The sequence below is a fragment of the Shewanella sp. Shew256 genome, assembly GCF_002196695.1.
Taxonomy (GTDB): domain Bacteria; phylum Pseudomonadota; class Gammaproteobacteria; order Enterobacterales; family Shewanellaceae; genus Shewanella; species Shewanella mangrovisoli.
Genome location: NZ_NAJR01000011.1, coordinates 53,869 through 72,310 on the forward strand (window position 1 = coordinate 53,869; position 18,442 = coordinate 72,310).

The 18,442-nt window shown below is 48.9% G+C and carries 19 protein-coding genes; 10 read left to right on the plus strand and 9 right to left on the minus strand.

The genetic code is table 11. The annotated features are described in order from the left end of the window. The first annotated feature begins 220 nt into the window (after positions 1-220). Positions 221-556, plus strand: coding sequence for a hypothetical protein (locus tag B5P39_RS17765; RefSeq protein WP_088212470.1), 336 nt, complete (start codon positions 221-223; stop codon positions 554-556). Between the two features lie 2 nt (positions 557-558). Here B5P39_RS17765 and B5P39_RS17770 read toward each other — a convergent pair whose 3' ends face one another. Together B5P39_RS17770 and B5P39_RS17775 are read right to left on the minus strand one after the other, a co-directional pair. Next, positions 559-2,016 carry a DUF4145 domain-containing protein gene (locus B5P39_RS17770; RefSeq protein ID WP_088212471.1) on the minus strand — a complete coding sequence of 486 codons (1,458 nt, stop codon included), beginning with the start codon at positions 2,014-2,016 and terminating at the stop codon, positions 559-561. Positions 2,017-2,052: 36 nt separating this feature from the next. Beyond that, a complete protein-coding gene (locus tag B5P39_RS17775; protein WP_011718673.1) occupies positions 2,053-2,760 on the minus strand; it encodes a hypothetical protein in 708 nt (235 codons plus the stop codon). A 190-nt stretch (positions 2,761-2,950) separates the two neighbouring features. On the opposite strand from B5P39_RS17775, the gene B5P39_RS17780 reads away from it, so the two are divergent. Both B5P39_RS17780 and B5P39_RS17785 read left to right on the plus strand, forming a co-directional pair. Continuing rightward, the gene (locus B5P39_RS17780) at positions 2,951-3,478 is read left to right on the plus strand and encodes a DUF2780 domain-containing protein (RefSeq protein ID WP_088212472.1); all 528 of its coding nucleotides are present in this window, start codon (positions 2,951-2,953) and stop codon (positions 3,476-3,478) included. A 96-nt stretch (positions 3,479-3,574) separates the two neighbouring features. After that, positions 3,575-4,036, plus strand: coding sequence for a TerB family tellurite resistance protein (locus tag B5P39_RS17785; protein WP_088212473.1), 462 nt, complete (start codon positions 3,575-3,577; stop codon positions 4,034-4,036). A gap of 88 nt (positions 4,037-4,124) precedes the next feature. Here B5P39_RS17785 and B5P39_RS17790 read toward each other — a convergent pair whose 3' ends face one another. After that, positions 4,125-4,949, minus strand: coding sequence for an HDOD domain-containing protein (locus tag B5P39_RS17790; RefSeq protein WP_011718676.1), 825 nt, complete (start codon positions 4,947-4,949; stop codon positions 4,125-4,127). Positions 4,950-5,244: 295 nt separating this feature from the next. Between B5P39_RS17790 and B5P39_RS17795 the strand changes: the two genes are divergently transcribed. Continuing rightward, complete coding sequence (locus B5P39_RS17795) at positions 5,245-5,856, plus strand: energy transducer TonB (RefSeq protein ID WP_011718677.1); 612 nt, start codon at positions 5,245-5,247, stop codon at positions 5,854-5,856. A gap of 71 nt (positions 5,857-5,927) precedes the next feature. On the opposite strand, the gene yjeH is transcribed toward B5P39_RS17795, so the two are convergent. Next, on the minus strand, positions 5,928-7,196 hold the full coding sequence (gene yjeH, locus B5P39_RS17800) for an L-methionine/branched-chain amino acid transporter (RefSeq protein WP_088212474.1): 1,269 nt from the start codon (positions 7,194-7,196) through the stop codon (positions 5,928-5,930). Positions 7,197-7,423: 227 nt separating this feature from the next. Between yjeH and B5P39_RS17805 the strand changes: the two genes are divergently transcribed. Next, positions 7,424-7,855 carry an Lrp/AsnC family transcriptional regulator gene (locus B5P39_RS17805; RefSeq protein ID WP_011624482.1) on the plus strand — a complete coding sequence of 144 codons (432 nt, stop codon included), beginning with the start codon at positions 7,424-7,426 and terminating at the stop codon, positions 7,853-7,855. Between the two features lie 270 nt (positions 7,856-8,125). On the opposite strand, the gene nrfD is transcribed toward B5P39_RS17805, so the two are convergent. The 4 genes from nrfD to B5P39_RS17825 all read right to left on the minus strand — a co-directional run bounded on the left by nrfD (position 8,126) and on the right by B5P39_RS17825 (position 10,770). After that, positions 8,126-9,067: a cytochrome c nitrite reductase subunit NrfD gene (nrfD, locus tag B5P39_RS17810; RefSeq protein WP_088212475.1), complete on the minus strand. Its 942-nt coding sequence runs from the start codon at positions 9,065-9,067 to the stop codon at positions 8,126-8,128. Beyond that, entirely contained in the window at positions 9,064-9,750 is a 687-nt protein-coding gene (locus B5P39_RS17815) for a 4Fe-4S dicluster domain-containing protein (RefSeq protein WP_088212476.1), read from the minus strand. Before B5P39_RS17815 ends, nrfD begins: the two co-directional genes overlap by 4 nt. A 4-nt stretch (positions 9,751-9,754) precedes the next feature. Continuing rightward, a complete protein-coding gene (locus B5P39_RS17820; protein WP_088212477.1) occupies positions 9,755-10,219 on the minus strand; it encodes a nitrite reductase in 465 nt (154 codons plus the stop codon). A 77-nt stretch (positions 10,220-10,296) separates the two neighbouring features. Beyond that, positions 10,297-10,770 (minus strand): DUF2726 domain-containing protein, encoded by a 474-nt coding sequence (locus B5P39_RS17825; protein WP_088212527.1) that lies wholly within the window; start codon positions 10,768-10,770, stop codon positions 10,297-10,299. Positions 10,771-11,183: 413 nt separating this feature from the next. Here B5P39_RS17825 and B5P39_RS17830 point away from each other — a divergent pair, with 413 nt between their 5' ends. From B5P39_RS17830 to menE, 5 genes are all read left to right on the plus strand, one after another. Beyond that, positions 11,184-12,152 (plus strand): LysR family transcriptional regulator, encoded by a 969-nt coding sequence (locus tag B5P39_RS17830; protein WP_088212478.1) that lies wholly within the window; start codon positions 11,184-11,186, stop codon positions 12,150-12,152. 176 nt (positions 12,153-12,328) lie between these two features. Then, on the plus strand, positions 12,329-14,050 hold the full coding sequence (gene menD / locus B5P39_RS17835; protein ID WP_088212479.1) for a 2-succinyl-5-enolpyruvyl-6-hydroxy-3-cyclohexene-1-carboxylic-acid synthase: 1,722 nt from the start codon (positions 12,329-12,331) through the stop codon (positions 14,048-14,050). Then, entirely contained in the window at positions 14,050-14,853 is an 804-nt protein-coding gene (gene menH / locus B5P39_RS17840; RefSeq protein WP_088212480.1) for a 2-succinyl-6-hydroxy-2,4-cyclohexadiene-1-carboxylate synthase, read from the plus strand. Before menD ends, menH begins: the two co-directional genes overlap by 1 nt. A 22-nt stretch (positions 14,854-14,875) precedes the next feature. Beyond that, positions 14,876-15,925, plus strand: coding sequence for an o-succinylbenzoate synthase (gene menC / locus B5P39_RS17845; RefSeq protein WP_088212481.1), 1,050 nt, complete (start codon positions 14,876-14,878; stop codon positions 15,923-15,925). A 6-nt stretch (positions 15,926-15,931) separates the two neighbouring features. Then, the gene (menE, locus tag B5P39_RS17850) at positions 15,932-17,395 is read left to right on the plus strand and encodes an o-succinylbenzoate--CoA ligase (RefSeq protein WP_088212482.1); all 1,464 of its coding nucleotides are present in this window, start codon (positions 15,932-15,934) and stop codon (positions 17,393-17,395) included. Between the two features lie 59 nt (positions 17,396-17,454). On the opposite strand, the gene rpoH is transcribed toward menE, so the two are convergent. Further along, positions 17,455-18,312: an RNA polymerase sigma factor RpoH gene (gene rpoH, locus B5P39_RS17855; RefSeq protein WP_011624492.1), complete on the minus strand. Its 858-nt coding sequence runs from the start codon at positions 18,310-18,312 to the stop codon at positions 17,455-17,457. Between the last annotated feature and the right edge of the window lie 130 nt (positions 18,313-18,442).

Consider the following 18,442-nt stretch of genomic DNA (forward strand, 5'->3'; position numbering starts at 1 on the left):
CTAATGATAACCAAAAGATCACAGACACCTCAGATTACACAACAATGCAAGCTTCTAGACGTAAAACAACGTAAATTAACCCAAATTAACGTGACCCAATCCGTTTATTTATTGCACACTGACTCTCCATAGCATTGGGAAGAGGCCTCTCGATGACGCCAAGTTGGCAAATCCTTAGATGATTTACCTTACGCCTCGCCCATTTTGATTAGGAGTTCTTATGATCTATCAACAATTTCAACAGAGCCCATTTCAGCCACGCATTTCAGGAGCACGGGCTTGGTTAGCCATGGCTGTTAGTGTCAGCCTAATCTGTTTATCACTGTTTTTATTGCCTTTTGTGCTTTTATTTGGCGCCATTGCGCTCGGCTGCTTAGTGTTATTTAGCCGCATTTACGTGGCGCGCCAAGTGAGTAAGTTTAATCGTGCCCAGGCACAAGCGCAGGAAGCGGCGAGCCAAGAGACTGAGTTTTATCGTTCCACCAATGTGGTGCGTGAAACCCATGCAGAGCACTACACTGGTCGCACCTTTGAACATCAACAGGATGAGAAATAGTACTAAGCGCTTAGTAAGGTTTTTGCGCGCTTAAGGGTTTGAATCTCGCCGGGATCTTGGGTCATCTCCAGCACAGTATCAACTTGCAATGCGAGTGATTGCCACAGGGGCTCGATGATCTCGGCCTCTTTGGCATTAGCATGACGGCGCGCGAGGTTGAGCAGCGCCGCAGAGCCCACCACATCGATACGCCCTAAAATACCGTCCGCGAGTGCCATGCTCAGTTCAATCATGGCTGGCACGCTGTGACCATATTTAATCACTTCACGTAGATAACGCTCCGCCTGACTCACATCGCCACCCAAACCACTTTCGTCGTTTAGCATGTGCTGCGCGCGGGTAAGCATTGCATCCAGCTGACCTTGCTCGGCCGCTTCGGCCATCCAATACTCACTCACGATAGGATCGCGCTGACAACCATCGCCGTTGGCTAGCATTAAGGCTAAATGGTACTGGGCATGGGGATAACCCGCTTGCGCCGCTTTATTAATAAAATGATAGGCTTGAGTCAGATCTTTGGTCTGATAATAGAGCACTCCTAAATTCGCCATGGCTTCGGTCTGTTCACCCTCGGCCGCCAGTTGTAAATAGTGCTTTGCCTGCACTAAATCTGGCTTAAATGATTCGCTGCCCACCAGATAAAAATACCCGAGTAACGCCATCGCATTGACTACACCCGCCTCAGCAGCCTTGGCAATTGCAGCTTCGCCGTGAATGGCATCGGCCTGTCCTTGATAGCCATGGATAAGCCCAACCCCATGTTCATAGAGGGCATCGGCGTGTTTTGGCGCCGCAAGGGCAAACCAATAGGCGGCTTTAGCAAAGGTATCACTGGCTTTTTGCGCCACTTCCTTTACCGCTGGGCCATTTTCATCTTCATTACCATAGGATTGATCAACCAAGGCAAGCTCTTGCTCTTTAAGCATTAATGCTTTGGTTTTAAAAGAGATCCCTACAAGATATTGTGCCTTAGGGTCGTCTTCCATCACCGCGCGGTAACAGAGATCTTTGATGGTTACGGCGTCACTGGCTTGGTAACGATAAGCGGGAGCCGCTCGCCCAATCACCTTAGGATATAAGTGCTCAATTAAGGCCAACACATCCTTGATGGCCTTTTGGGCCAAGGCGAGCAACTGCTCTTGGGTTAAATGGTATTTTTCAGGGTGGGCACCACGGTTGCCATCGCCACGCAGACGATGTAAAGCTCGTGTCGTCTTCACATCGATCAGCCGCTTTTGGTTTAACAGCTCGATACGGTCATAGAGGTTAGGACTGGTGAAGCTGACGGCTTTATCCTGACCGAGCAGTTCGGTCAGCCTGTGGGTAAAACTGCGGATATGCAGCAATGACTGAGTGGGCACATCCTGCACATAGTTTTTGGCGTTGAGGTAATCATCGAGGAGAGAGGCCGAAAACCCTTGGATAAATTCGCTATCCAGTAACTCAGCCCCTGTTCCCATAAATCCTTACCTCAGCTCGAATGTACTCGGTTGATATTATTCAGCGGTAGGCTGTTTAGTCACCATATACAGGCGGAACAGCGCTAAGTTCACGAATAAACCGATAAATGCCATCAAGGTATCCGCCAGCATTTGCACAGGCAAACCGCCCAGAGAAGCTGCGCCAGAGAGCTGAGCACCCACTACAGAAAGCGGCAGATAAAGCATCAATAAAGCGATGGTTTTCAGTACGATAGGACCACTGAAGCTAAAGCTTGCCTTAATCGCTTCCAGTGGTGTTAAACGTTCAACTACCACCATAAAGTTCACATAGGCGAGTCGCGCAAATAGATAGAAACTGATGACGAGGCCGACTAACCACAGTGGGCCAAACGCAGCAAATAGCATTACAGGCGCTAAAATCGCCAGTCCCGAAAACACGCCAGCCAGCAGCAGGGGTGGTACAAAGGGTAAGCTGGCCTTCAATACCATTCCCGTCGAGGGATTATGCCCTTGGGATCTCAGCTCTAAAAACAGCGTTAATGCGGCGATCAGCACCGAAAAAATCAGCAGCAGTAGCATCATGGCGATCATATGCGGCGCGCCAAACTGCGGGTTTTCCAGATCGACTTTGCTCATCTCTGTGCCTAGCCACAGCTGGATCCCCACCTGCACTAACAGCAATGGCACTGTCAGCATGGCAAGCTGAGTGAGATGATTACGGAAAAAGTTATAAGCTTCGGTCAAAATTGCGGATAGTGACATGCGCCTTTCCAAAATAATTGAAGTAAATTAACACCGTGAATTGCCGCTAAGGATACCCAAAATCCCGCCCCAATGCACAACACAAATCACTTGAGTGAACCGTAAATCACAGAAAAGGACTGCAACAAAAGTCGCAAAGCCGTTACACTGTGGCCCTTTATTGCGCGCAAACCCTCAAAGGATGCCACTCATGAAACATACTCTCACTCTCTCAATCCTGATCAGCGCCACGCTTTTAGCGGCTCCCGCCAGTGCAGGCTGGTTAGATAACCTCGCAGGAACACAAGCAAAAACGGAAAAAGTAGCCACAGGCACCGCGACTCAATCCAACGAGTTAGTCGGTAGCGTGATGTCGCAACTCGGTTTAAGCCAAAACCAAGCCGAAGGCGGTTTAGGCAGCCTATTAGGCCTAGCCCAGTCTAGCCTAGTTTCGAATGATTACACCAAATTAGCCGCCAGCATTCCGAATGCCGACAGCCTATTAGCCGCAGCGCCAAAGCTTGACGCTAACTCGGGCGTTTCAGGCTTATTGTCTAAGGCGGGTAATATTGGCTCTTCCCTTCAAGGCAGTGCTATGGTGTTAGATGCCTTTGAAAAATTGGGTATTTCTAAAGATTTGGCCATGCCGATGATCAATATCGCCAAGTCTTACCTTGAGACAAATGGCGCCGAAGGCAGCTCAGATCTCCTGATGAAGGGCCTAAATTCCCTGCTGTAATCCTCGCTTTCACCCTAAGCCCATGGTTTAGGGTGAACTTTAGCGCCGTAAATCACTCTATTTAGTTATCCCTTCTTGCCAGAGCAGTGCCCTTTTATGATTGCTAAGCTGAAACGATTCCTTCAATCCCACACTCAGGCCATCTCCCCCGAGGAGAAAGCCCACCAGCTCAAGTTGGCGGCGGCGAGTATGTTGCTCGAAGTGGTATTTGCCGATGAAACCCTCGCGGCAGAAGAAATGGCGTTACTGCCGACCTTGCTGACAGAGACATTATCGATGCCAGTGCAGGAAGCCAATGAACTGATTGAAGAAGCGAAAAAAGCCCAAGGTAATGCTACCTCGTTATTTGAGTTTACTAATACCATTAATGCCGAATTTAGCTTGGAGCAAAAACAGCAATTGCTGTTAGCTATGTGGCAATTAGCCTATGCCGATGGACAACTCTCCCAGTACGAAGATCAAATCATTCGCCGCACCGCCGATTTGCTGTACCTCAAGCACAGCGAACTTATCCAGATGCGTAATCAGGCTATCGAAGCGACCCAAGCGGCACACTAAAAGCGCCCAATAAAAAAGCATGAATCGCAGTGTGCAATTCATGCTTTGAGTTTAACGTTTTAAATTGCCGTTTGCGGGTCAAACAGTCTTAAGCAAGGGCCTTACCTATTTCGAATCCTGCGCCTCTAAGCTCAGTTAATTTGGCTCGCAATCCCCCCATTTCCATCTTTAAGCCCTTCTTGGTCGCTAATTGCGATAACCAACTGGTTTTATCGTCATCGTCTATGCTGTCCCACTCCTCCAGCACTTTATAGGCGAGGCACAGCAAGGCGGCCAATTTAGAAAACGGATTCGAATCCTTGGGATGATCCTGATACAGAATGCCCTGCACCAGCGCGGGGGTGAATTTCCAGTTTTTGGCCAACAGGGCGCCTATATCGGGCGAGTCATAGCCGAGCAGTTCACGTTCAAACGCATGTTTATCTTTGCCCTGAGCGACGGCTTCAGTAATCTTCTCGGCATCTTCGGGGGAAATCGCCGCGATCAGTAAGTCACCAATCCGGTGAAGGATACCGCAGGTAAAGGCCTCATCGGGCTGCACTCCACAACGTTTGGCCATCTCTTGGCAATAGAGTGCAATTTCAAAGGTTTGTCCCCAAAACTGCGCGAGGTCGACCCCTTGGCATTTAGGTACTGACCCCATCACCGCCGACGCTAGGACTAACGTCCGCAGCGTCTGCATGCCAAGGCGTACCACGGCTTCGTCAATACTGCCCACCTCACGGCTGTGGCCATAGTGGGCGCAATTGGCCAGTCTCAGCACCTTAGCGCTGATCAAGGGATCGTGGGACACCTTAGTCGCAATATTTTTGACCGTGGCATTATCATCGTTAACCACTTCAAGCAGTTCACTGATGGCTTTAGGTAAACGGGGTAAGTCATCGACTCGACTCAGTAGCGCAGCAGAATCCATATTTATTCTCCTTCGACGTGAATGATCAAAATATAGAACACAGAACTTCGCCTCGCTTGCAAAGATATCGCCGTATATCAATGGCGTCTGCAACTTTCGTCTGCCTTCAAACGGCTTTTAAAACAGACAGCAATCCCCCACAAATCCGTTCGATAACACGATGGGCTCGTACTTTATGCCATTCCAGTCCCTGAAAAATCGTTCAACAATTATGCTTATTTGTAAATAAATGTTTCTACATTTTAGTAATGAGTGATATAGATTAAATCTTGTTCATCCATTGTAAGGAAGCACTATGGGCCAAAATGCACTCGTTAATCGCACAGGTATTATCCTTGTTAGCGCACTGATCACCTTAGGTTTGTTCGTGTTTATGGCGCAACTTATCCATAATCCGCAGCCCTTGAGCGGACAAGCGAGCGATGCGCCGCAGATCACTATTTTGATGACGGAGCGAACGCCAATTCCGCCGAAGGAAAGCCGTAAACCTGAGCCACCTAAACCCATTCCGGCAAGGGAGCGCGTTACCGCTCAGGGTGAGAGCAATCAGCTCGTCGATTTCAATACTCAGACTTTTCCCCCTGAAATGCCAACCCAAACCACACTCTTTACTCAATCGGCAATGACTGCAGAAGCCTTACCTGTGGTGCAAGTGTCCCCTCGCTATCCTATTGATGCGGCACAAAATGGTAAGGAAGGTTATGTAGTCGTGGGATTTGATATTACGGCGGATGGTACTGTTAGCAATGTGCGCGTGCTCGATGCCAACCCGAAGCGGGTGTTTGATAAGGCGGCGTTGTCGGCGGTGCAAAACTGGAAATACAAGCCTAAGTTTGACTCGGGCAAGGCCGTGCCACAGATGAATCAACAGGTGCAGCTCGACTTTAAACTGGATCAGAAGATTTAAGGCAAGAGACCAGAACGCGCTATGGTTGGCGTTCTGGTCTGTCATTCAGTGATAGTTCAGCACTTCGGCCACTAGGACGCTTTATTTATCGCTAAGCTCTGTTTGCGACTGATATGCGTCTTCTGCCACCACAGGAATGGCGCCACAAACAAAATCAATACCAGCACATAGGCCATGCTTGCCCCAAGCGCGATACCTAACGCTAGGCAGAAGCCACAGCCTAATACCACTAAGGGTAAGTTGCTGCGGGGCAATAACTTAGCCGCAGCTAACATCGCCATTAAGTAGATCACCACGAACACTCCATTACTCCAGGCAATCAAATGTTCGAGCTCTTGGCCCGTGGTGTGGGTCAGCACTATCACACTCGCCATCACGCTGAGTAACGCCGCCAAGGCACGGATTGGCACACCGTGACGATTTTTTACCGCAAAGCAGCGCGGCAAAATACCTTCGTTACTAAAGCTCCAGATAAGACGCGCGGCACTGGCGGCATACACGTTAACTGTGGCAAGACCGCTGGCAATCCCCAGCACACCAATCACTTGTGCGCCATAGCCGCCCAAGAGCGCATCGAACACGCCGATCATGGCCACGCTTTTATCGGTCGGCACTAACAGTAAAATCAAGGTACAGGCCACATAAATAATGCCCACCAGCACAGTGCCCATCATCATCGCAGGGATCATATCCTGCTGTGGACGGCGGAAATCATCGGCGAGGTGAGTCATGGCCTCAATCCCCAAGAAACTCCAAAAGGCGATACCTGCGGCAATCATAATGGTGGGGATTTCTGGCGTGCCATAGCTAGCTAATGAGGTTAAGTGCCCGGGTTGCACACTGCTCGCCCCGAATAACAGCACCACAATCGCTACAATACAAAGGGTTAAGCCAAATTGCAGTTTGGCCGAGACTTGAATGCCACGCAGATTGAGTAGAAATAAGCCGAAAATCACTAATACCTCGGCGCCAACCTTAGGCCAGCCATCGAGGGGAATGAGTGCATTCACAAATTGGAAGGTCATCAAAATCGCGGCCGGCGCGCCCATGGGCACCACCAGCAAAAAAATCAGCCCAATAGTACGGCCAGCAGTGCGACCAAAGGCCTTTTCGACAAAATATGCAGGACCCGCTGCATGGGGAAAGACGCTCGCCAGTCGGCCAAAAATCAGCGCCACCGGAATAATGGCCAAGGTCAGGAGTGACCACGCGATAAGCGCGCCAGCTTGGGCTTTGTCGATTGTCATTTGCGGGAGAATAAACACCCCTGTGCCCAGCAAAGTGGTGGCCATCAAGCCTGCGCCTTGCCAACGTCCTATAGTTCCGCTATGTGAGTTCATCTGTTAAAATTCAGTGGTTTTGAAGCCGTCAGTATAGTGAGATTTTACGCCGCAATCTGCCGTCAATCTCAGTGTTCTTCATGGCAAACACCGGCAAAATGACGGCAAAAATGCATATTTCCGGCAAAATGACGGCGCAGCCCCAGCGCAGGGTGTTTAACTGATATTAGCCTGCCTTGGCGATGTGCCTCGCGCTTTTTTACAACCCGTTTTTATCGGAGCTCAAGTTGGATAAGTTTGATACCGCCATCATCCACAGCCTGCGACAAGATGCACGCCAGAGTGTCTCCAGTATCGCTGAGCAGGTTAACCTTTCCCGTAGTGCGGTTGCCGAGCGGATTAAAAAACTCGAGCAAACTGGGGTGATCCGCGGCTATCAGGTTTTGCTGAGCGAATCGCAAAAGGAAGGAGTATCGGCTTATTTCGAAATCCAGCATAAATGCCCGCGCTGCGCCGATGTGGTGCATGTGTTCCATGCTATCCCCGAGGTGATCACTTGTCGCGGTATCTCTGGCGATATGGATTTACTGGTGTATGTGCACGCCCCGTCGATGCGCCGCTTGCATGAAATTCGTGAATATATCGATACCCACACGGACATCATTAAAATTAAAACCCATGTGGTGATGAGCGAGTGGATAAATAACGCGGGTGAATAAACATGCTTTGCCCCCAAACAAGAAACGCCACCCCTAAGGAATAAAGGTGGCGAGGCCCTTGTGGAGGCAGGGCAAACAATACCTAAATGTAAAAATATGGCTTCCCTTCCCAATAACCTCCCTGTGACAGCAAATCGCGACAAGACAACACACCTTTAACCACTCAGCCAGCGTCATTAAAGGGGTTGGCTCACGGTGTATTCCTTAGACACCGCTTCGCCATTCACCGTAATTCCTTATTATCTATAACCTTGGGCGAACCGTGCCCAATTAAACGACCGTCATTTGCCCCGTGTAGAGAATAAAGTTACGCAGCAGTAGCACACCAATGAGGCTTAAGCATGCTGTGCCTGCCACATAGGCCCACTTACGTTTTGAAGTGGCCGTCATAAACAGGTTCATCGCCAATGGGCCAGACAATCCCAGCCCGACAATGCCAATCCAGAAGATCCATCCCCAGAAGCCATAACCTATCGCATTGAAGGCGGCAAACTTACTCTGACCTCCAGACAAGACGAGCCCCATAAAGAAGGTGAAAATCAGCACTATCTCTACCAAAATCAGTGGGATCTCAACCTTGTGGATAAAGTGCACTTCCTTGGCATTGGGATTCGCATTAAGCAGCACACCACCCAGCAGAGAAGATGCGGCGCCCGATGACAATCCCGAAGCCAAAAACAGCAGTGGCAACACGGGGTTTTTCAACATCGGATAGCCGGGTAAGGCCGACAGCAAAAAGCCGGTATAGGCTCCAAGCGCAAGGGAGAAGATCACCAACAAGCCAGTAATCGTTGCCTCGAAACGGCTCAACCAAGCGGTGAACTTAAGCACTATGGGGAAGCGATTCTCACACCAAGCATCGATAGGTTTACGGAATAACAGGCCAATCCACATAAACATAAAGACTTGGTAAATCAGTAGAATAAGCACCCCCATCGACATCACAGACTTGGGATTATAGAAGACTAAGATCTTCCAAAAATCGAAGGGCTTAGTTAAGTCCAATACCAAGATGCCCAAACCCGCCATCACCGCCACAGGCGCCACAATACAGGCCGCCTGCACAAAACCAGACTGGTAGGCGTTATGCTTTAACACAAAATGTTTAAGTAACACCGCAAAGAACATAGCGCCAGCCGATGCACCTGCTAAAAACAGGTAAATCGCAATCGGCCAATGCCATACTAGCGTATCAAAATGTAGGGCACTCATATTGCTACCTCCCCTGATTTGGCCACGATACGGAACAGTTTTGGCCGCGTTCCTAGGTCGACCTTAGCCCTTTGGGTCGGGTTCGCCTTCAGCACTTGCACCACCTGTGAAGTGGGATCCTTTAAGTTGCCAAACACCAATGCCTTAGTCGGACAAGCCGCGACGCAGGCGGGCTGTTTACCTTGGGCAAGATTGGTTTCACGGCAAAAATCACACTTGTCCGCGGCGTGGGTAACGGGATTGATAAAGCGAATTTTGTAAGGGCAGGCTGCGATACAATACTGGCAGCCCACACACTTCCACGCATCCACCGACACTATGCCGGTCTCTTTATCGATAAAGGCGGCACCAGTCGGGCAAACATTGACACAAGGCGCATCCTCACAGTGCTGGCAAGACTTACGACTGAAGTGATAAAACTGATTAGGATATTCTCCGTAGGGCCCAGTTTGCTCTATCTTCAGCCGAGAAACTCCCTCTGGCACCTGGTTGGTTTCACGGCAGGCGACCTCACAGGCCTTGCAACCTATGCACTTAGTCTCATCGTGGATCAGCGCATACTTCACGCTGGGTTCGGCCTTCGCCTCGTTCGAAGCACTGACAGTCGCGAGTAAGGTCGCTCCCGAAGCACCGGCCAACAGGGCGCATGTCCCTTTGAGAAATCTTCTTTTTGAATTTTCCATAACCTTACTCCTGCTGGCCTGTATGACAATTACGGCACAGCTCACTGCGAACCTTAGGCGTCATCTCTGCCATAGGATCGGTGGGGCTATGTAATTTATGGCAAGCGGCACAAGCCACTTTTTGCGCATGCACATTATGCGTCCATTCTTGGGCACTGAGCTTGGCGGGAGTATGGCATTTTCGGCATACTTTCAACTGGGCTGCGGTATCGGACGCATCTTCTAATCCAAATACCACTAAATCATTCGGTTTCTTAGGGTGATCACCCTTTTCACCATGACAACTTGAACAGGTCATTTTCATGGCATCCTGGCCGTGATGCCCTAACATTTGACCATTACGCTTATGACACTTCATGCAAGCATCACTGTTGATTTGCTGAGCGGGTTCGGCACTCGTTGCAGAAAAGCTGAGTAGCAAAGCCACGGCACCCAAGCGTAATGACCACAGCCATTGTCGTGTAGACATAGCGAGTCCTCATATCGATAGATTGGGAAGGCAAAGAGGAAGCAGGGTTCGGATGGCTCCGAACCCGACAGTCGTGGTCAGACGGCTAAAGCTTGCTTAAGGCTTTGGGGATCCCACTGCTTATGCTGGTTCATTTCAATAAAACCAATATTGAATTTACCGAACAGCTTTTTCATGGGTGAGTTGATTTGCTTACCAGCATCACTGATCACCATTTTGACTTCAGATGAGTCATGGTCAATCAACACATAGTCTAGACGGCATTCATGATTTAAATCAGCATCATGCTGGTCCATATCAAATACTGTGTCTAATGGCACATTGCAGCAGACATCGTATTTACCTTCTACGACAGTTTTGAGTGATTTAAAAAAATTAAAACTCTCTTCATCAAATAACACTGGTTTCAGTTTCATTTCATGATGTGCTTCATCAGGATCTGCTCTAAAAAACTTAATGCAGGTCATGACAAACATTACAAACACGAATGGCACTGCGACGAATAGTACAAAGTACATAAACGCATAGCTGAGAATGACTGAAGTGTTCATATACGCCTCCAATAACACAATTATATTTTTGTTATCTCCTTTTAAAGCAGCTTCAGTATTATTGTTAATCCGAATTATTTTTTTGATCTTCGTCACATTTAAAAATGACAAATTAAACATAAACAACAAGTTAAGATACAGAACACATTACTGTTTAACATAAATCTTAAATGCATATATTGATAATAGTTAATTGAAAAATTGAAATTCAAATAATCAAATATCAGAAAGTAAAATTTCAAATTAAATTAAAAATATTTTTTGAAAAATAAAAAATATAAATCTAAACTTTCTGTTACACATAGATAAATCAAAGGTGTAAAACTTGGGACGGGTTTCACATTAAATCTAATAAATAACATCATAATCAGGTGTTATTCATAGCGTTAACTCAATATTAAGGAATATTAAAAATGCATATTAATAACATGGACAACCTCGATATTTTGAGTTTAAAAATACTTGTTTCATTATATGAGAACAAATCCGCAACCTATGTATCAAAGGCGCTGGACATTCCTGCCCCCAAAATAAGTCGTAGCCTTAAAAACCTGCGGGAGACATTTGGTGATGAGCTTTTCATTCGAAAAAAATACGGCTTATTTCCCAATGAGTTTGTCACTCATTTATATCCCATTGCGAAACAAACCATAGAATGCTCGGATAAATTTCAAAAGGTGCGCGCGGCAAATGCAAGCCAAGTCAAAACCCACGTTGAAATCGCAGCGCCGGGCCTCATTGCCTATGCGTTTCCTAAAGCCTTGATGCAGGCCATTAAGGATGAACAAAAACCCATGCAGATTAATATCACCCCCTGGTCGCTGCACACGACACAGGACATCATCAATGGCGATGTGTCCTTAGGCATTTGCTGCAATAAGAGCACCGCCGATGTGGCGGCTTTTGGTGATAAGTTGCAAACCACGACGCTGCAACACATGGACAAGGTTTATCTCATCGCCAGTCGTAATCATCCGATTTTTAAACGCGAAATCACGCTTGAGAGCATTGCCGAATATCCTTATGTGAACACGGACCTCGGTAATCCCAGCACTCGGCTCAGTCCGTACCAAGAGTTCTGTATTAAACATGGCATAAAACTCAATACTGAAATTACCATTACCAGTATTTCGAGTCTGTTTGAATATCTCGGCGAGAGTCAGACGATTTCCTTACTGCCCTATCGGGTAGTTTATGAAATGGTGAGCGATATTCCCGAGCTACACACCTGCCAGTTATCGCAACTTGAGGCCGAACGTTTGTACGCCCATACCGAGGCGCCGACGATTTTCCTCGTGCAAAAAAACCAACCGAATAAGGTGAACGAAGACTTGCTCTGGCTAAGCGGGCAGATAAAGAAAATCGTCGATAATATTATCTAACCACTAAATGACTGTTCATTTTCCATCTTGTTATACGAGGTGATAGGCAACCTGCGCCTTAGCTTAGGCTCCACCTCACCCTCCTACACACAACCCCAAGTTTTGTTAAGCCAGACATACATCTTAGCCGCCAAACACGTTACACTAAGCCCATCTTTATTCTGATAGATCTTGCTATGCGAACCGAAAACACAGCCACACTGAACCTGATGTGGGGCGCACTTATTCTGGAAGAATTAGCACGTCTTGGTGTGCAGCATGTCTGCATGGCACCGGGCTCTCGCTCAACGCCGCTAACCTTAGCTGCGGCTCAGCAAACTAAGCTTAAACGTCACTTGCATTTCGATGAGCGTGGCTTAGGTTTTATGGCCCTCGGATTAGCCAAAGCCAGCTGCGCCCCCGTGGCGATTATCACCACCTCAGGCACGGCCGTCGCCAACCTTTATCCTGCGATAGTCGAAGCTTGGTTGACCCATGTGCCCTTGATTGTCTTAAGCGGTGACAGACCGCCAGAATTACTCGGCTGTGGCGCCAATCAAGCCATAGTGCAACCGGCGATTTTTGCCAATTATGCCCAGCAGGTAAACCTACCCACGCCGGATGCGCACATTGCGCCACAGATGTTGCTCACAACGCTCGATGAGACGGTGGCAAACCAAACACGCCCAGTGCATATCAACTGCATGTACCGTGAACCCCTCTATCCGAGTGAGATGAATGGCAGCATTCTCGATAGCGAATCGCCTTATCTCAAGCCACTGCAAACTTGGTTGCAACACGCCAGACCCTACACTCAATACGGTAAGAGTGAACACCTCAGCAGCCCAAGCGATGACGCCATTATGCGTTTCGTCCACGGCAAGGGCGTCATCATTGCGGGTACGCTCACGCCGGAGCAAGATCCACAGCAGCTTATCGCCCTCTCACAAAAAATTGGTTGGCCCTTGCTTACCGATGCACAGTCGCAACTGCGGCAACATCCGGCGGCGGTCGGCAATATTGACCAACTACTGCAACATCCCAAGGCGCGCAATCTGTTACAAGAGGCGGATCGCGTGCTGGTGTTTGGTGGACGCTTATTGTCTAAGCGTTTGATTGCTTACCTTGCCGAGCAAAACTGGCACAGTTACTGGCAAGTGCTGCCACAGCAGGACAGACTCGATCCAAGCCATAATGCCAAACACATTTGGCACGCCAACGCCGCGCAATTTGCTCAACTTAATTGGTATCGTTCCTCTTCGGCCAATTGGGCCAACACCTTAGTCACCTACAACGATGAATTGCATAGTTTATTTGTGCGAAATATCGATCAAGGTGAGTTTGGTGAGGCGCAGGTTATCCGCGCCATTGCCAATACGCGGCCGTTAGAGCAGCAATTGTTTATCGGCAATAGTCTGCCCGTGCGCTTATACGATATGTACGCCCCTGTGAGTTGTTGCACGGCTACCACTTACACTAACCGCGGTGCTTCGGGGATCGATGGCTTACTGGCCACCGCCTGCGGCATTGCCGCGCACCAAGGCAAACCCACTAGCTTGATTATTGGGGACTTATCCCAGCTGCATGATCTCAACTCTTTTGCCATTGCCCGCAGCTTAACCAGCCCGCTGGTGATCATTATTCTCAACAACGACGGCGGCAATATCTTCAATCTCTTGCCCGTTCCCAACGAGGAGCTGCGCAGTGATTACTACCGCCTAAGCCATGGTCTAGAGTTTGGTTATGCCGCAGCCATGTTCAATCTGCCCTATAATCAAGTGGATAACTTAGCCGACTTCCAAAGCTGTTATCACGAAGCGCTCGATTATCAGGGCGCCTCGGTGATCGAAGTCAGTGTGAGCCAACATCAAGCCAGCGAGCAGATCGCCGCGCTGAATTTATGGGTGAAACAAAGCTAATGCCAACCGTGGCCCGTTACGGGGAAGTCTCGCAGCCAAACTTAGTCCTGCTTCACGGCTTTTTAGGGACTAAGGCCGATTGGTTGCCGCTTATCCCCGAACTGAGCCAACATTTTCACTGTATCTGCCTCGATTTACCCGGACACGGTGACAATCAGCAAGAGCTGCCATCGACGCTAGCCAATGGTTTCGACTATTGTGTTCAAGACATTATCAGCCGCCTCGACCGCCTGGGTATTGGACCGTTTTTTCTTTACGGTTACTCCCTCGGCGGCCGGATTGCCCTGCACCTTGCCAAGGCGTATCCGCAGCGCATTTTGAGCTTATGGCTAGAATCCTGTCATCCCGGGCTAACCGATACCGCAGAGCAAACCGCACGCAGCAAAAACGATAACCTGTGGGCTAAGCGTTTGCTCAGCTTAAGCAGTCGAGATTTTTTACAGCTTTGGTATCAACAGGCGGTATTTGCCGATATGTCCGACAAGGCGCGGCATGCCTTGATAGCCAAGCGTGCGGCGCTGCTCGACCAACATCCCAAACAAACGCTAAAACAGATTTTTTTAGCCACATCGCTGGCTCGCCAAACCTCTCTCTGGGATGTACCTGCAAGCCTTGGCTGTGAATGCCATTTTTTTGCGGGCAGCCAAGATGCGAAATTCACCGTAATAGCAAAGGCTTGGCAAGCGCAACAACCCATCATCTTGCATCAGATTGAACAGGCTGGGCATAACATACATCAAGCCAATCCCGCGGCATTAGTCGCCTGCTTAAGCGCACTAAAGCTTAAAAAATCGATGACTTGAAACAGATTAATTTAGGGAAAATATGATCTTAACGTCGCTCAGCTTGTACTTATATAGCTTGCCCTTAGACCGCTTTTTGCCCGTGGGGAAACAGCGCATCGACCACAGAACGAGCTTAGTGTTGCAGGCAAAGGCACAAGCAGAGGGCGAAGAAAGCGAGCAACTGGTTGAAATCGCGCCGCTCTCAGGGTTTGATATCGACCAACAGCCATTGTCCGGCTTTAGCCGCGAGAGCCTAGATGAAGTACAGCAGGCCTTAGTGGCGCTATTGCCCAAGCTGCAAAACCAGCCTATCGATAGCTTGCTTGAGCAGGCCGAAGCGAGCTCTTATCCGTCCATTGCCTTTGGCTTAAGCCTATTGCATGCCAAACTCAGCGGAAAACTCGAGTCAGTGCGCCCAGTTATCAGCACAGTGCCGCTCATCTATCAGCCGACGGATGCACCCAAAACCGAATTGTTCGCTAACATTGCGAGTCTCGATAGCGGCGTGCACTCAGTCAAAGTGAAGGTCGCACAAACCTCAATGGAAGATGAATTGAGCCTGATTTATGGCATCTTAGGCCAGAGACCCGATCTCAAGTTGCGCTTAGATGCCAACCGTGGCTTTAGCTTAGAACAAGCCCTCGACTTTGCTGCCTGTTTACCGCTAGAGAGTATTGAATATATTGAGGAACCTTGTCAGCATCCGCAGGATAATCAAACCCTGTACCGCGCCATTCCGCTGCCCTACGCCTTAGATGAATCCCTTAATGATCCAGATTATCAATTTGTGATGCATGAGGGACTCACGGCGCTCATCATCAAACCTATGCTACTTGGCAGTATTGAAAAACTTCAGCGCCTTATTGACGAGGCCCACAGCCATGGCGTGCACTGCATCTTAAGCTCAAGTCTTGAGTCCAGCTTAGGCATCAATGACTTGGCCCATTTAGCCGCCATACTGACGCCCGATGAAATTCCAGGGCTCGATACGTTAGCCGCCTTCAGCCAAGACTTAATCGTGCCAAGCGGCAAGTCTCAATGCTTGAAGCTTCATCAACTTAAACTTGTCGCCAATACACAGCAGGATTAATTGCCAATGTCCGAATCTCAAACATTGGCATCATCCCAATCCATTTCACCGCAAGGTATCTCGCCATTACATAGCGCTGCGCTCACCTCGCCCACACAAACGGCGGTTAAGTGTAATGGTCATGACATCAGCTACGCCCGCTTAAGCCATATGGTGCTGGGCTTGGGTGAACAGCTCACGCGCATAGGTGTTGACCAAGGGCAACCTCTGGCGTGTATCAGCCGCAATAATTTAGAGATGATTTGCCTGTATTGGGCCTGTGTGGATATTGGCGCAATCTTCTTTCCTATCTCGCCGCGTTTTCCTCTAGCGCAAGTTCAAGGGCTTATCGATAGCCACCAAATCCCTTTCTATTGGAGCGAAACTGAGTTGGCCTTGTCAGGCAGTCATCCACTCACGTTGGATTTTAGCCTCGACGTGAGTCCAGCCAGTGAGCAAGCCGCGACAGCCTTTGATCTTTATCGCCCGAGCAATGTGATTTTAACCTCTGGCTCCAGCGGTTTTCCTAAGGCGGCCGTGCACCATCTTGCGAATCACATTGCCAATGCCGAGGGCGCCCGCAGCCTGATCCCGCTGGTCACAGGTGATGCTTGGTTGTTGTCGTTACCCCTGTTTCATATTGGCGGCCTCGCCATTCTCAACCGCTGCGCCTTAGTGGCGGCGACGGTAGTGCTGCCGGATCCGACTCTCCCGCTGCAGGCACAAATCGAGCGCGACGGCTTAACCCATGCTTCCTTGGTACCGACGCAGTTACTCAATTTGCTCGCCGACAAACAGGCTTCACTCAAGAGTATTAAAGCCCTGCTGCTCGGCGGTGGCGCAATTTCTATCGATTTACTTAAACAGCTCGAACAGCGGCATATTGCCAGCTTTACCAGTTACGGCATGACCGAGATGGGCTCGCAAATTACCACAGGCCCAGCGCTAAGCGATAGCACCAGTGGCAAATTACTCCCAGGACGTGAGCTCAAAATTGTCGATGGGGTGATTTGGGTGCGGGGAGATTGCTTATTTATGGGCTATCTCACGGATAAGGGGATCGAAAAACCACTCGATGCCGAGGGTTGGTTTTATACCAAAGACAGGGGCGAGTGGGATGCTAACGGTAATCTAAAGATACTAGGCCGCGTCGATAATATGTTTATCAGTGGCGGCGAGAACATTCAGCCAGAGGAAATTGAAGCGGCGCTCAAACTGCATCCGTTAATTGATGAGGCGATCGTCTTCCCTCAACCTGATGTCACCTTCGGTCAACTCCCCGCCGCCATTATTCGTGGCGACATTATTCTCGGCAGCACAAGCCAAGAGATAAGTGCAATAGAGGCTGAGCTTGAAGTCTTTCTCGCCGACAAAATCGCTCGATTTAAAAGGCCGCGCCGCTATTACCCTTGGCCAGAGAATGCCGAACAAACGGGTTTAAAAGTGAATCGCAAACAACTTATTGCCGCTATTCAATCTGAATCCTGTTGATTTCAGCCACAAAAAAACCTGCCGTAGCAGGTTTTTTTATGTTCTCACGCCGAGCCGAATTAGGCTTCCATACAAGCCTTAAGCTTGTTCATGGCGTTTTTCTCTAACTGGCGAATACGCTCAGCCGAGACTTGATAGGTTTCTGCCAATTCCTGCAGTGTGGTCTTATCATCGTCTAACCAACGGGCACGCAGAATATGCTGGCTACGCTCGTCTAAGGTTTTGATGGCCGATAATAAACGACCTTGGGCATTGGATTCCCAGTTATCGTTTTCGATGTTTTCGGCTAAGTCCGATGAATGATCTTCGAGATAATGCACAGGGGCAAAATCCTGCTCATCATCGTTATCACTGCTCAGGTCAAACGCCGGATCCTGCGCCGCCATACGTGATTCCATCTCAGTCACATCGGCCTTAGATACACCTAAGTTTTCCGCCACCATTGCGACTTCATCATCGCTAAACCAACCGAGGCGAGTTTTCGCTTTGCGGATATTAAAGAACAACTTACGTTGTGCTTTTGTGGTTGCGACTTTAACAATGCGCCAGTTTTTCAGCACATATTCATGAATTTCGGCTTTAATCCAGTGCACAGCAAAAGACACTAGACGGACACCCACATCGGGATCGAAGCGCTTAACCGCTTTCATCAGACCGATGTTGCCTTCTTGGATCAAATCCGCCTGTGGCAGACCGTAACCTGAGTAGCCCTTAGCAACATGCACCACAAAACGTAAGTGCGACATAATCAGTTGCTTCGCCGCTTGCAGATCACCCGTTTCCTGCAAACGCTTGGCTAACTCATACTCAGTCTCAGCATCTAACATTGTCATGCTAGTCACTGAATGGATATAAGCTTCTAAACTACTGCTGCCCTGGGGGACTGTTAGTGCCATTGATTGCGTTTGAAAGGTCATTCGCGCTCCTACTCTCTTACTACTTATCAAATATAAGTCGATTTCATCCTGTGGTTTAACTCAAAACACCTTAAGGATGAGCTGACGAACTATCGGCTAATTGACAGAGTATGTCAACCTTCGCTCGTCT

What these genes read in the sequence shown, in the direction of transcription:
- B5P39_RS17765 (WP_088212470.1), top strand. Translation starts at nt 221, where the DNA reads ATGATCTATCAACAATTTCAACAGAGCCCATTTCAGCCACGCATTTCA.
- B5P39_RS17770 (WP_088212471.1), bottom strand. Translation starts at nt 2,016, where the DNA reads ATGGGAACAGGGGCTGAGTTACTGGATAGCGAATTTATCCAAGGGTTT.
- B5P39_RS17775 (WP_011718673.1), bottom strand. Translation starts at nt 2,760, where the DNA reads ATGTCACTATCCGCAATTTTGACCGAAGCTTATAACTTTTTCCGTAAT.
- B5P39_RS17780 (WP_088212472.1), top strand. Translation starts at nt 2,951, where the DNA reads ATGAAACATACTCTCACTCTCTCAATCCTGATCAGCGCCACGCTTTTA.
- B5P39_RS17785 (WP_088212473.1), top strand. Translation starts at nt 3,575, where the DNA reads ATGATTGCTAAGCTGAAACGATTCCTTCAATCCCACACTCAGGCCATC.
- B5P39_RS17790 (WP_011718676.1), bottom strand. Translation starts at nt 4,949, where the DNA reads ATGGATTCTGCTGCGCTACTGAGTCGAGTCGATGACTTACCCCGTTTA.
- B5P39_RS17795 (WP_011718677.1), top strand. Translation starts at nt 5,245, where the DNA reads ATGGGCCAAAATGCACTCGTTAATCGCACAGGTATTATCCTTGTTAGC.
- yjeH (WP_088212474.1), bottom strand. Translation starts at nt 7,196, where the DNA reads ATGAACTCACATAGCGGAACTATAGGACGTTGGCAAGGCGCAGGCTTG.
- nrfD (WP_088212475.1), bottom strand. Translation starts at nt 9,067, where the DNA reads ATGAGTGCCCTACATTTTGATACGCTAGTATGGCATTGGCCGATTGCG.
- B5P39_RS17815 (WP_088212476.1), bottom strand. Translation starts at nt 9,750, where the DNA reads ATGGAAAATTCAAAAAGAAGATTTCTCAAAGGGACATGCGCCCTGTTG.
- B5P39_RS17820 (WP_088212477.1), bottom strand. Translation starts at nt 10,219, where the DNA reads ATGTCTACACGACAATGGCTGTGGTCATTACGCTTGGGTGCCGTGGCT.
- B5P39_RS17825 (WP_088212527.1), bottom strand. Translation starts at nt 10,770, where the DNA reads ATGAACACTTCAGTCATTCTCAGCTATGCGTTTATGTACTTTGTACTA.
- B5P39_RS17830 (WP_088212478.1), top strand. Translation starts at nt 11,184, where the DNA reads ATGCATATTAATAACATGGACAACCTCGATATTTTGAGTTTAAAAATA.
- menD (WP_088212479.1), top strand. Translation starts at nt 12,329, where the DNA reads ATGCGAACCGAAAACACAGCCACACTGAACCTGATGTGGGGCGCACTT.
- menH (WP_088212480.1), top strand. Translation starts at nt 14,050, where the DNA reads ATGCCAACCGTGGCCCGTTACGGGGAAGTCTCGCAGCCAAACTTAGTC.
- menC (WP_088212481.1), top strand. Translation starts at nt 14,876, where the DNA reads ATGATCTTAACGTCGCTCAGCTTGTACTTATATAGCTTGCCCTTAGAC.
- menE (WP_088212482.1), top strand. Translation starts at nt 15,932, where the DNA reads ATGTCCGAATCTCAAACATTGGCATCATCCCAATCCATTTCACCGCAA.
- rpoH (WP_011624492.1), bottom strand. Translation starts at nt 18,312, where the DNA reads ATGACCTTTCAAACGCAATCAATGGCACTAACAGTCCCCCAGGGCAGC.